Raw genomic sequence first — 13,585 nt, forward strand, 5'->3', positions numbered from 1 at the left:
ATGACTCAGACCCTCAACACCACCCTGCTGATCATCGGTGGCGGCCCTGGCGGCTACATCGCAGCGATCCGTGCCGGCCAGCTGGGCATCCCGACCGTATTGATCGAAGGTCAGGCGCTCGGCGGCACCTGCCTGAATGTCGGCTGCATCCCGTCCAAGGCGCTGATCCATGTAGCCGAGCAGTTTCACCAGACCTGCCGGCATAGCGAACACGCCGCCCTGGGCATCAGCGTGGCCACACCGCAGCTGGACATCAGCCGCAGCGTGGCCTGGAAAGACGGCATTGTCGATCGTTTGACCAGTGGTGTCGCGGCCTTGCTGAAAAAGCACGGCGTAACGGTGATCCATGGCTGGGCGAAGATCGTCGATGGCAAAAGCGTCGAGGTCGATGGGCAGTTGATCCGTTGTGATCATCTGCTGCTGGCCACCGGCTCCAGCAGCGTCGAACTGCCGATGCTGCCGCTGGGCGGCGCGGTGATCTCGTCCACTGAAGCACTCGCGCCCAAGGCACTGCCCCAGCACCTGGTGGTCGTCGGCGGCGGCTACATCGGCCTGGAGTTGGGTATCGCCTATCGCAAGCTTGGGGTACAGGTCAGCGTGGTCGAAGCGCGTGAGCGGATCTTGCCGACTTACGATGCCGAATTGACTGCACCGGTTGCCGAGTCATTGAAAAAGCTCGGCGTCGCTACATACCTGGGCCACAGCGTCGAAGGCTATGAGGGCGGCTCCTTGCAGGCGCGCACTGCCGACGGCCAACAACTGCTGCTGGAGGCCGATCAGGTGCTGGTCGCCGTTGGTCGCCGGCCACGCACGCAAGGCTTCAATCTGGAAAGCCTGGGGCTGAGTATGAACGGTGCTGCCGTGGCCATTGATGAGCGCTGCCAGACCAGCATGCGCAACGTCTGGGCCATCGGCGATGTGGCGGGTGAGCCAATGCTGGCGCACCGCGCCATGGCCCAGGGCGAAATGGTCGCCGAGCTGATCGCCGGCCACGCACGGCGCTTTGCGCCCACCGCGATTGCCGCAGTGTGCTTTACCGATCCAGAGTTGGTGGTGGTTGGGCATACGCCGGAGCAGGCCAGCCAGCAAGGTCTGGATTGCATCGTTGCGCAGTTCCCGTTCGCGGCCAATGGTCGGGCCATGACACTCGAGTCAAAGACCGGCTTCGTGCGCGTGGTAGCGCGGCGCGACAACCATCTGATCGTGGGTTGGCAGGCAGTAGGCGTGGCAGTTTCAGAACTGTCGACGGCGTTTGCTCAGTCGCTGGAGATGGGCGCGCGGCTGGAGGACATAGCCGGTACCATCCATGCCCACCCGACCCTGGGTGAGGCGGTGCAGGAAGCCGCATTGCGCGCTTTGGGGCACGCACTGCATATCTAACGGCAGGACCGGCGTGCACCGCGCTCTGCGCTGCACGCTTGGGTCTGGATCAGAGTTTGAAGCGGACCCGGATGGTGCTTTTGCCTTCCAGCCGATCAATCGAAATGGCGCTGTCGCCGTAACCCGAGTAACTCTTGACCAGGCGCATGCCCAGTCCGGTGCCACTGGGTTTGGGAAAGGTCTCCGGGAAGCCGTCACCCTGGTCGGTCACCGTGATCAAGGCATGATCCTCAGCCTTGTGCAGGCTGACCTCGATTTTTCCCTTGCCGTACTTGAGCGCATTGGTGATCAGCTCGGACACCACCATCCCCAGCGGCGCCATTCTTTCTTGCGCCAGCACAAACGACGTAGCCTCCAACGAGATCTTGCGATCACCCAACGCATTGCCCAGATCACCTAACAGCGCTCCCAGATACTCAACCACATCGAGGTCCTGGCTTTCTGTCGCCTGGTACAAGCGCTCGTGCACGCTGGCAATCGTCACTACGCGCCCAGCGGCAGTCTCCAGCTGGAGCTTGACCGCTTCGTCCGCTGTCAGGTTGGCTTGCAACATAAGCAAGGTGTTGACCAGGTGCAGGCTGTTCTTGACCCGGTGATGAATCTCTTCAAGGAAAAGGTCACTTTCGTCGAGCTTGGAGTTCTGCGCAGCGATCAGTGAGAGCAGCTTGGCCTCATGGTGATGGCGCTCGGTAATGTCGCGGGACACCGCGATCAGCTTGCTGATCTCGCCGTCCGGGCTGACGATCGGCGCCACGGTGACATCCCACCACCTGGGCTCGTTGCTGGCGGTCGGGCAGAACGCCTCGAAGCGGGCGGATTCGCCGCTGCTGACCTTCTCGATAACGCCCAGCACAAGGTCCTTGGACTCTTCTGGCCACAGCTGCGGCCAAGGCTTGCCTTTGACCATGGCCAGGTCGCCGACTTGCATCAGGCACATGCCGGCGTCATTCATGAACTCGATTTCGCCATCGGTCGACAGTACCTTCACGCAGTCCGGGCTGGCGTTGAGCATGCTCTCCGAATACGGGTCGGGCAGCGCCTCGGCGTTACCAGCCGCCAACCGCTCGACTGCCATCGATAGCACGTTGGCGATGCCTTCGAGAAAGACGATATCGCTCTCGATGAAGTCATCACCGTCGGTGCTGTCGGCTTCGAGTACGCCGAACGGCGTCATCGCACCGCGAATCGGCACGTTGATGGCACGCTCGATACCGTACTTCTTCAGCAACTCGGGGGTGCGAAAACGGTGCTCCTGACCAAGATGATTGGACAGCACCGGGCGGTAGGTGGCGATGGCATAACCCGCCGGACTGGCGACGTCACCACCCAGCGTCGCGTGACCGATATCGTCTTCGTCCCAGCCAACCCCGTGCGACAGCAGCAAGTCTTCACTGTCGGGCAGCGGCGTCAGCACCTTGGCAAAGCGCGTCTGCATGCCTTCGGCAACCACCACGCAAGCCTTGGTAAGCAACAGGTCCAGGTCACTCGCCTTGAGCGAGGCGACGCCAAACTCGACCACCAACTCATGCTGGCGATGAAGCCGCGCATGGGACCTCTGCAATGCCGCACGAATGGTCTCGTCGGCAGAAGATTGCTGCATCGTGATGTCTTCCACAGAGTAGTAAATAAGCCTGCCCAGCGCAGTAATCCCGATCGTTTGGGATCAAGTTGGGCGTTGCAGCATGGAAATGGTCGGGGATTTCCGAGAATCTAGCATGAAAGTGCCAGGCCCGGCGGGAAATGTCTGGGGGAGCTGACGGTGCTGCGTGGGCACCTGCAGCGCGAGAGATGGTGTCCCAGGGCCGGTTCGAACCCCTATCCGACACCTAGCACGCTACCAGTAGAAAATAATCTGTAAATACAGTGACTTACAAGGTGCAGTAACTGCATGCTGACGAACCACTGCGGGTAAATTCGCCCGCCAAACAGATCTCGAGCAAAAGTAGCGAGAACCATTGGCACCACCAACCGCTGGTCTTAAATGCTCAGGGCTGACAACAAAGCGAGTAGGCGAGCGACGCCGTCGAGCCGCAGGGTGGGACACTAGGTTCTGTATGAAAAAAGTGTCGCAGACACCGCAGGGAACATGCCAGCGCGGCCATAACGGCGTAGCTTTTTGCAAGTTTATCTGAGCGCTTGACGATACGGCGGTTCTCTTTCAGCCAGCCGAACATGCGCTCGATGATACTGCGCTGGCGGTACTTGGGGCAATCAAACAGTCTCGTTCAACCGTGCTTGGGTTTGCGCTTCATGGAGCGCAGTGGGATGACGGGCTGAATGCTATACCGTTCGCAGTACCGGAGCACTGCCTCGGCGAAACCCTTGCTGGGCAGCAAACAATTGCAACGTTTGCGAGGCCACGTTGGCTTGTCGGAATGCTGACATCATCCAGCAAGGGCCGTTTGAGTTTCCGCCTGGGTAACATAGCCTGTGGCAATGAATTCCTTAAGGCGAAAGAAATGCAAAACTCACATGAACATTAATATGCAGTGATTTTCAACAACAGCAACGCCAAGGCGCACAAAATCATGTTTAATAAAGATCTTTATGAATGCAGGCAACAAGCTTTGACAATTGAAACCCAGACGGGAAGTCGCAGAGAGCATGGTAATTGCGAGCGAAGATATAATTTAGCCCGATGCACTAGACTGCTTAATGTCGAAACGCAGACCAGGAAGCACTGAGCACAGAAAATGCTTAAAACAGCTCTGACTCAGTTCATGCAAGACCACTTACTAGATATTTAGCTAAAGCACTAAGAATTTAACTAGACGAGCGAGTAATTGATTGACGTTTACGCCAATTTAAGAATGGTGCGATTTGTAGACGTGCAATTGCTACCTTGCGAGAACGAGTGATGTAAAGAACGTCCCCCGTTTCCTCATCAAGCTTAAAAAGGCCAGAGCCAATTAGCATATCGAACAAAGCAACCGCAGCCCCCCCCAGTGCATCAACTTCAGCTTGACAAGCAGTTACAGGAGCAACCAGATTTAGCTCCTTACTATCTAAATATTCGATTTTCTTGAGCGCACGCTCAAGCTTTGCAGATACATTCCGAATACTCAAATTTTTAGATACAAGCAAACGCCTAGCAACGGGATCGGAAATATTCGATTCCGGGTCAACCGACCGGAGACCGTTATCAGTCAAAAATGCATCTAATAGTGGACGATAACATCCGTCTGGTCGCAATAGAGTCGAATTATTGATCGGCCTGTATTTCTTCCCAGTGATTTCTACCTGTCTAATTTCTACAGCCCTAATAGTCCGACAGATAGTCTCTGCCAACTCGGTTACCTTTAATCGCTCTCGCTTACCCACTTGCAAAGACGCTAGGACTTCAATAACGATTTCCCTCCGTGCCGCCACATTACCTTTCTGCCAAGATGCACAATTACTTTCCATCGAACCTACTCATTAGAAATAAGGATTAGTGGGGAATACTCATCCAGGGCGATATCAGCGCCGAACTCCAAAGCCAGTGCAATATTATCCAGAGATAATTTATTTGACTCAAGCAAAGTTTTGACCTGCCCTACAATGGCACTAGCTGCGTCGACTATCACAGGCTTAAACAAATTTTTGACGTCGGAGCTATCACCTTGGAGACGCATCTTGAGAAAATTATATTTAGCCCTAACAACGTCGTTTTGAAGTTCAGGATACAGGCTATTTTCGTAAAGTTTCGAGAAAATATATTGAATAGACTGATCTTCCATCTCAACCTCACACATGTGCTTTTTCATCAGCTCTGGTTGGATTGAAAACAGCTTTTTTGAAGATGAGACATCACGCCTGTAACATTCAACGAGATAGTCGCGACTCCATGTCCAGCCGAGTAAATCAGAAACAGTTTTTTCTAGGCGCTCATCAACACGTTCTAACTCATAAATATTTTCTTCTGATAGAGTGTCAGCGTATGCGTGCAATTCTTCAACCTCTACAGACAGGTTGTATATCTTCGCATCAATCGCTGGAATGTGATCGATGCCTTTGACGGAAAAAATGCAAAGCCCACACCTATATTCAAGACCTTCTCGGATAATGGCTTCAGTACACTTACCCCCCTTTGTACAGACATGAGTTGAATGGTGACTAAGCCGTTCGTCATGCTTCTTTACCAAATCGTCTAATGCTGAACTCTTTTTCAAGGAGGATTCGGGGGACATTGTGATACATGCGAAGTCGCGAAGCGCCTGGGAAGGATTGCATGCTAATGCTTTACGAAAATTTGAGCTCGGGCTTGAGGCATCAAGACGCTCTCCCGACCAAACTTTAGCTAGATCACTACCGACTTTGTCAGCAATTTCTTCGTAATCTTCATCGATTAAAGTTCCATAATACCGGACAGTTCGGACACCCTGGCCAGTTTTAAACCGACCAACCTCGCTGTCCTTCATAATCCTTTGCCACACCTTAACCGTGCTATTCCTGGTGTGGTGCGGGGTCATATCAGTAACTATTCGTACTGGGCAATATGGAGTATGAACATTAAGCACAACCACATCTCCAGGGATTACCGTTTCCCCATACCCAAATCTACTAGGCTTGCATTCAAAAAACTTACATTGCACACCGTGAGCTTTCAAAAAAAACTGAAAGGAAACTAAGAAAGACACATATGTTTCAGAATACAAACCATCACTATATGGGTCTCCGCTCACGGTGGACTTAGAAAACAATGGTAGATAGTTTGCTCGAACGTTGTCTTCTCTATTTTCATAGCTCTTGGTTTTCTTAAAGGCATCGCTAGAGACCATTGACCTGATTTCACGTTGATATCGCAACGCTAAAATTGTTTGACCACTCACGATTGTCCTTATCGGAGCTTTCTTTACCTTATCTATTACTACATGGAGCCAATACGCCTTATTCAGCTCAACATCGCCAATCACATGTTTGTCAAAATCGGTCGATAACCACTGGATAGATTGATGCCTCAAACCGCTCTCCACCGCTGAAAGCGCGTGAACAACCATATGAGGGCTGAATATCGTTTTGGACGCACCATTGGCCAAAGGAATAGACCAACGTTTGAAGAAGCATTTAGGGAGCACATCTACTTTGTATTGGCGTCCCCCGTGGTAAAACTCATTGCACCATCCTAATGCTAACGCCCTCTGCTCCAAATCACCATGCATTATGTCAGTGTAAGTTGACTCAAGTATATCGTCATTAAGTATCTTAGTGGCTTGAAAAACGCAATATAGATAATTGATAGCAAGACTATATTCAGCCCGTTTGAAGGGGCGCTTGTCCGAACTTGACAACCCCATACTGGGCGGCATATCTAGCTTAGATAAATGGTTTTTAAACTTTCCATGCTCATCCTCGAACCCCTTCATTTCCATCCATTCAAACATAGCTCGGAGCTGCTGGAGTGCAGACGACCTGATGCTCGGCGCTCCATCTGTGAGCTCATGAATGAAATTCTCAAGCGGCAATGGCGAGTTGGGATCCCGAGTCAATGGCGCAACAAAGTCAATACTTAATTGAGAGATGAATTCAGGATACTCGACATCTGAATCTTCACCAAAGAGTGAAAACCATTTATCGAGATAGACAAATAGATATATATTGAAGATACCACTCCCCAGCGCCCCATTAGTCTCCTGCTCATAGGCTTTCATTTCCATATAGCTTTTCTGCACAGCGACCCACCGTAATAAAGTAGGCGTGTTATAGAAACCAGTTTCACTCAGAATAGGATTATGCAAAATGCTTTCGGGCATGAATTTCGTTCGTACCAAGAGTCGGCAGTAATCAACTATCTCTTCACTAGACTTGGCTGACTCTACTACCGGATTGAAATCAATAGACGTTAGCTCACCTCTAGCCCCCGTTTTATACTTATTTGGCCTTAACTCATTTAGAGCATGATACAGATCTGGGTAGTCGAAGCACACACGCGCACCGAAATATCCACACACATAATTAACGATGGTATGCACAGGTAATTCAGCGGTTAAACGTTCATTTTCATAGTAATATTTTTTGTGCACCGCGACCAATTTCTCAATGGTCAAATCTTCTGGCTTAACAGCCCCAATAATCCAGAACAAACGAGTTCCGTATTGGGCAACACGCTCCCTCACACGCTGATCAACATCTTCCCAAAAGCTAGGAAGATTAACTTTATCCCTCGCCGACATCGTAAACGCCATCAACTCAGGATAGTGTTCAAAACCAAACTCTTTATGCACTGGCGACTTATGTTTGAATTGATTAGCCTTCATCAATGGGGTTAGCAACAGGCACCCATCTTTGAAGAGAAGAACCAATAATAGCCAAAGCGATCTTCTGAGATTCACTTTCATGATCGTATAATAATTACGTGAGTCTTGCCCAAGAACACTATTTACCAATTCCTGCGATGCATTTAGGTCGCCCAGCAAAACATACTCATACGCAGAAAGAACCCAAGCCTTATCATAAATACGCGAGAGCAAATTTGGCGAATAAACAAAAAATTTCTTAAATGCGTAATACCTTTTATCCGGCGCCGAATTTATAGCATCATAACTTAGATTGCACACCCCGTACACTTCATCAATATATCTACTTATAACTTTTATATTTTTTAACACACACTCATGGATAATAGAATCATCCACTAGAAATACAGGCACCTCTGAGAAATTAACCATCACTTCACTTCACCCATCATAATTTTATCGTAATAGCTATTCTCGACATACATTTTCTCAGCCGCCGCCAAGGCCTTCGAAGAATCAATATGATTGTAAACTTCCGTGCTTTCTATATTGATGTGCCCGACATATCTGGAAGTTTCTTGAACTCCTAACCCTGGGCCTTCGAGAGTTGGAATATCGTTGCAAAGATAAGAAATATGCATATGCCTGATGTCATGTTGATGACCAATTTCCACACCAACTTTGCTAAGATTAGCCTTGAATGTTCTCAAGATGGGAGATTGGTCTACCAAGCATAAGGGCTTACCTTTAGTTGGCCCTCTATGTACGCAAAACAGAAAGTCATGAGTAAGAAAATACCCATCTTTATCTGCTGCCGGAAACTCATTAGATAGATATAGTTCTTCCAAAGCATCCCAGAACATAGTCGCAAAAGGTTCGATAAGCGTAAGGCGCTGATTCGCCCTTCCTTTGAACCGGAGGGAGTTAATCTCCGACATGCTCAGCCCCATAGACCGATACAACTTCTTTCTACTTCTGGGATCCACAATATTAACTATCTTTAATTTATGATCAATATCAGACGCCAGAACCTGCAAAGTTTCAGATACGCGTGCCCCGCCTGCGGCCAGTAAGGCATAGTAAGTTTTATCTCTAATACTCTTAACATTACCAACAAGCTTAACCGCGTCTGCAATGGTAAGTTTGAGTTCTGGAACATTTCTTGCTGAGCCACCTGTAAAATACTGTGGGAGATTGTTAACCGCTCGTACCCCTCCCCCCCCAGCTATACACTCCGCCAAATATGAATTTACTTTGCGATTCCCCCAACCTTTGGTTTTGTAATCGAACACCGTAGGCATGGGTGGCTCAGAGCTAATTGTCATGACAGGAGTCTCTGGCATACCCTCAAAAGTAGCTTTAGCAGAATACTTCTCAGATAGCTGAAAGAACAAATGTAATGCGTTACGTATAATTTTTATTGTGGCGCTAGAAACCACATCCACTTTTAAACGGTCAACAAGAACTCGAACGATTTCAAGCTCGGACTCGTTGCCAAAGCTCAGTGCTTGGAAATACAGCTCGACGACTGAAAGCCCAGCGACCTCCTTCCATTCTTCAGTAGAAAGAAGAGCCATTGCCTCGACCGTAAAATCAAGATACCTGCAAACACAAGGAGTGTATGTCTCTATTGTTCCAAGTGGCGCATTACTCGAGAACAACTTACCCACGTAACTTACTACGCACTCGATTGTTTCTCCCGCGAGTGATTCGATAACCCTAACAACCTGACCCGCTACAACTTTCTTTTGATATTTAAAATTTTTCACGGCTTCTTCGCCATCCAAAAAAGTGGCGCACCTTAACCATGAAAGCCCCCAAAGTCAAACATGAAAGGCAAATAGATTTTTGATAGGAGTTAATTGTCAAAACCACTCAACCAAACTTTATCCATGAATTGACAATTATGAATAAAACCCCAAAAAAACCTATACACATATTCACAATTGGTAAATCTGCGCCACTCTATCGGGTACCCCGCCGACTTGAGCGTTTTCTCAGCAAATCGCCAAGTCGAACGCGCACCCAACCCCAAGGTCAGCATTGTAAATTTGGTTAAAATTGACGATAGAGAACATGATTGCTTCCGGACTCCGGGCGCTAAGCGGACATGGATATTATGACTGATGGTACATATATAAACATATATATACACCACATTAAAAACTTAAAACCACATTACGACACGCACAATGGTTGCCCTCGTCGTTTCGCGGCAGAAGTCTCCGGTTGATATTACTATTAATCCTTACTTTAAAGGCTGCAAATCCTGAGCTTATTGAAGGAGAACAGGTTTTAACTAAGGTTTTTTAGGGTCTGCGGTCAACTTGCAAAGCTGCTGGTGTCAGGCCAGGACGTACTGCTTCTCCTCCGCTCGCGATAGGTGTCCATGGGCTGAATGATTTGTCATGGGCATGCCCGTACCCACTTGGGCGCGCTGATCGGAGTGGAACATAGGCCAGCAGGCTCGTTTTATTACCGCTGTTTGGTCAGGGGCAGACTTGGGAAGCTACCTTACAAACGACTGGTGCGAGCCGGCTGACACAGGCAGGGCATTGGCGGACAACAGCGAGATTCTGGTCGATGGCCAGCAACGGCTTCATAGCCTTGAAATGTATTTCCTTGATCGTCTTGCTGTGCCAGATGCACAAGGTCAGCCGAGGGTCTGGTCTGAACTTGATAATGGCGAGCGGAAGCGTTTTTTGTCGACGATCTTTAGCCACGCGAAGGTGTCTTCTGGCGACAAAGTAGCATTGCGAAAAACGTATGACCTTTGCGCCCAGGGCGTTGTGCCTCGATCATTTGAACAGCGCGCCTTGAGGTAGTATTCGACTCTGCGGTTGTAGTGGCATGCCCTAGCAGGGACGGCTGTCGTTAACCAAGTCCTGTCTACGACAGGTCTTGGCCCTTCGGGCTTCCATCCTCATGCCTTCGACCATCGTGGTCTGCGCGCTCCGCTTGCAGGATTTCAGAGTCACGACCTAGGTTGGACATTCCCTGCAGCTACTACATACTGGCCTCCTCCAGTCAGGAATGAGGCTCAGCAAATGGCATGGTCATTTTGGAAGGATAAACGTCCTGAGTGGGTTCAGGCGGAAGAACGAGATTTCATCAAAGCTGCGAACGGCCTGAAGACACTGCAGGTGACGCTACGAGGCGGCATGAGAATCGACCCGGAAGAACTGAGGGATCAGATCCTTGAGGCCCGAGAGTTATACAAAGACCTGGTTCAAAAATAACGGTAGCAAGCAGGCAGCCTGCTTGACGCTTTAGCCCTTTAGAAAGCCTCAAGCCTCGCCCTAATGCCGGCATCTTTGGCCATCGCAATCATAACGTCGACGCGTTCGCCATCCGCAATGAAGCCCACATACTCATCCCCACCGGTGTTCAAGTGAAGGTAGCGTTTGCCGAACCCTATCAGCCACTCATCAAACTCTGCCAGCACCTGCACAACGGTCATCCCTTCGCGTTGCTCGTACGGATACGGTTCTTGCATGCCACAGGCCTTGGTCAGGGATGGGGCCAGATATTCGAAGCCATCGAATCCTTTCCAATCTATGGCGAGCAGGACAAGGTGCTCGAGCGATTGTCCCTTGTCCGGATCCAGCAAGCCTTTTGTCAGCGAGCTGGATGGCTCATCTCCCTGTCCATAGCAACGCATGACGCGACGTACGAGACGCGCTTGTTCCTTGTCGGGCAGGCCGGCCAGGAGGTTCTGGGTGAACGCCTTCAGCTCATTACGAAAGGGATGAAGCTCTCGCATGATTACAGCGTCACTCAACGGTGGCTCATCGGGAGGTGGTTGGGCGAAGCGGCCACCGAATAACCTATCCAGAAATCCCATATACATCTCTTCCTTGAACTGAGGGCTTGCGCCCTGCCCCAATAGTCATTGTTTGCTTGGGTCAGAGCACTAAGGGGTGCACCAGTTGGGGGTGGCCCTCGGCACGGCTGTCGTGAACCAAGACGCCGCAGGCGGGTGTCTTGGCCCTGCGGGCCTCCATCCTCACGCGGTTGTATCTGCTTACAAAGGGAGACGCGCCTCACAGACCACGCTGGCGAGCCTCTAACTACAGCATAACCACGTCATGCGCTATCGATGCACTCCAGTCATCAGGCATGTTGTTATCGACGTTGAAATCGACAACTACTCCAGTCAGGGCTTCCAAATCAGCCTCCAATTCTTGGATGTCGAAAAGGGAAATTTTGCCTCGCATGTCTGGAGGTATACTGGCCAAGATGTCGAGGTCACTGCCATCCACGTCCGTTCCTCTTGCGGTCGATCCGAAAATGGCAGGCGATGCGAATCCATATGACTCGATGAGCTGCTTGATCTGGCTGACTTTGCCCTGGATTGCGTGAGACGGTTTCACAGATTACCCCTTCGTTCGCCGCTGAATCTTCCGGCCAAACTTGGCCCTGTGGATGTTAGGATTTGGTCTGCCGCCCAGCTCCAGAATTGACTTCCCGCGTAGGTCGGCCCTCTTACAGCCTCTGAGGATATGGCAAATTATGAAGTTGGTCAGGCTGATTCGCCATGGTGAAAGTGCCGCAAACGCCGGTGCGCCCACTCAGGATCATGCGAGCATTCCTCTCACTGAGCACGGGGTTGATCAGGCACGCCGAGTCGCCCTTTCATTCGCCAATGCTCCAGACTTGATCGTCACTTCTCCCTTTTCTCGCGCTCTGGCCACCGCTCAGTTCACAGCGAGCGCCTTCCCATCCGTGTCTGTGGAGACTTGGCCCATTCAGGAGTTCACGTACCTGGAGCCGGCAAGGTGCGTAAACACTTCAGTGGCTCAGCGGCGGGACTGGGTGCGGGAGTATTGGAACCAGGCCAATCCCTCGTTTGTAGACGGTGATGGTGCTGAGTCATTCCTTGAATTTGTATCGCGGGCACAGGCGTTTCTGAGGCGGCTTGCGGCTCATCTGTCGAGGGACATCGTGGTGTTTTCGCATGGGCAGTTGATCAATGCCGTGGCGTGGTTGATCGAGCGACAACCTACGGAGATCGACAGCCAGGCGATGACTGATTGGCGAGAGTACGAGATCGCTAATCACGCGGAGAATTGTGGTGGGTACCAACTCATGTACGGACAAAGTGACAGTGGCTGGAGGCTTATGTCGAGGGATGCTGAGGGCGCGGCTCTGCGAGCACGGCTGTCGTAAACCAAGCCGCCTGACGGCGTCTTGGCCCTGCGGGCAGACATCCTCGCGTCTGCGCGCTCCGCTTGCCGGCCTTAAGCTCTAATCGTTCGAGGACTACCTGTTGGTGAACTTCGATCTCGACCTTACTCGGGTCACTAAAACTCACTACATCACCGGGAAAGCAGCGATAAATTCTCCTTGGCCGGGTTCGACTACCGGAGGATGGCATTTCCTTGGGTACTGGAACAGAGACACTGGGCAGGTGAAAGCCTCGTTAGCGGGCATCCACTGCTCCGACACTTCGTTTCTTTTCGGTGCCACTGGTGTGCTTGATGCCCGTGAGGAACTCACGAAACGTGGATGGCGTTTCACTTCTGCTGTCTACATGGCAGACCATTTCCGAGCAACCGCAGACTTGGTGATAGCGTGGGCATTGGGTCGAAATGAGCATTGCAATGTAGATCTCGCAGAGTGGTTTCCAGGGGTCGGCGGCGCTGGCTGTGCATAGGCGGGAGTATTCGATGAGTCGATGTGCAGATCCCTACGCGGTTGGTTGGGAGAAATGTACAGATGCTGACCGCTGGAATCTCACGATGGTCAGGAGCATCCCGAAGGCCCTCCATATAGGGCGCTACGGCGGCTCCAAATTGAGAAGGGGGCGTAGTTAGACGCGGTTCCTCGAGCACAGCTGTCGCTAACCAACCCAATGTCATCTATGTGAACGCATTATTTCGAAAACTATACACCAGACAATATGACCAGAAAATGCTATCTTAAGCGCCAAAAGATTTGAGGCACACGTTATGCGGCTAACAGAATATGATCTTGGGTTTAGGTTTAAG

The 13,585-nt window shown here is 51.0% G+C and carries 9 protein-coding genes and 1 pseudogene; 3 read left to right on the top strand and 7 right to left on the bottom strand.

Annotated features, from left to right (window positions below; translation table 11 throughout):
* Window positions 1-1,380, top strand: a complete 1,380-nt coding sequence (gene lpdA, locus M2396_RS20155; protein ID WP_103436613.1) for a dihydrolipoyl dehydrogenase — start codon at window positions 1-3, stop codon at window positions 1,378-1,380.
* Window positions 1,381-1,429: 49 nt separating this feature from the next.
* Here the strand turns inward: lpdA and M2396_RS20160 are convergent, their stop codons facing one another.
* The 5 genes and pseudogenes from M2396_RS20160 to M2396_RS20180 form a co-directional block, all read right to left on the bottom strand.
* Window positions 1,430-2,980 (bottom strand): sensor histidine kinase, encoded by a 1,551-nt coding sequence (locus M2396_RS20160; RefSeq protein WP_259077487.1) that lies wholly within the window; start codon window positions 2,978-2,980, stop codon window positions 1,430-1,432.
* Window positions 2,981-3,437: 457 nt separating this feature from the next.
* A pseudogene (locus M2396_RS20165) lies at window positions 3,438-3,775 on the bottom strand (transposase); the annotation flags it as partial.
* Between the two features lie 368 nt (window positions 3,776-4,143).
* Window positions 4,144-4,785: a hypothetical protein gene (locus tag M2396_RS20170; protein WP_259077489.1), complete on the bottom strand. Its 642-nt coding sequence runs from the start codon at window positions 4,783-4,785 to the stop codon at window positions 4,144-4,146.
* A 5-nt stretch (window positions 4,786-4,790) separates the two neighbouring features.
* Complete coding sequence (locus M2396_RS20175; protein WP_259077490.1) at window positions 4,791-8,030, bottom strand: hypothetical protein; 3,240 nt, start codon at window positions 8,028-8,030, stop codon at window positions 4,791-4,793.
* On the bottom strand, window positions 8,027-9,382 hold the full coding sequence (locus M2396_RS20180) for a site-specific integrase (RefSeq protein WP_259077491.1): 1,356 nt from the start codon (window positions 9,380-9,382) through the stop codon (window positions 8,027-8,029). Before M2396_RS20180 ends, M2396_RS20175 begins: the two co-directional genes overlap by 4 nt.
* Window positions 9,383-10,642: 1,260 nt before the next feature.
* On the opposite strand from M2396_RS20180, the gene M2396_RS20185 reads away from it, so the two are divergent.
* Window positions 10,643-10,834, top strand: coding sequence for a hypothetical protein (locus M2396_RS20185; protein ID WP_122434221.1), 192 nt, complete (start codon window positions 10,643-10,645; stop codon window positions 10,832-10,834).
* 38 nt (window positions 10,835-10,872) lie between these two features.
* Here M2396_RS20185 and M2396_RS20190 read toward each other — a convergent pair whose 3' ends face one another.
* Both M2396_RS20190 and M2396_RS20195 read right to left on the bottom strand, forming a co-directional pair.
* The gene (locus M2396_RS20190; RefSeq protein WP_122434220.1) at window positions 10,873-11,439 is read right to left on the bottom strand and encodes a hypothetical protein; all 567 of its coding nucleotides are present in this window, start codon (window positions 11,437-11,439) and stop codon (window positions 10,873-10,875) included.
* Window positions 11,440-11,665: 226 nt separating this feature from the next.
* The gene (locus tag M2396_RS20195) at window positions 11,666-11,968 is read right to left on the bottom strand and encodes a nucleotidyltransferase family protein (RefSeq protein WP_122434219.1); all 303 of its coding nucleotides are present in this window, start codon (window positions 11,966-11,968) and stop codon (window positions 11,666-11,668) included.
* 139 nt (window positions 11,969-12,107) lie between these two features.
* Between M2396_RS20195 and M2396_RS20200 the strand changes: the two genes are divergently transcribed.
* Window positions 12,108-12,764 (top strand): histidine phosphatase family protein, encoded by a 657-nt coding sequence (locus M2396_RS20200; protein WP_122434218.1) that lies wholly within the window; start codon window positions 12,108-12,110, stop codon window positions 12,762-12,764.
* Window positions 12,765-13,585: the final 821 nt, after the last annotated feature.

The organism is Pseudomonas sp. BIGb0278, from assembly GCF_024809895.1.
GTDB classification, from domain to species: Bacteria; Pseudomonadota; Gammaproteobacteria; order Pseudomonadales; family Pseudomonadaceae; genus Aquipseudomonas; species Aquipseudomonas shirazensis.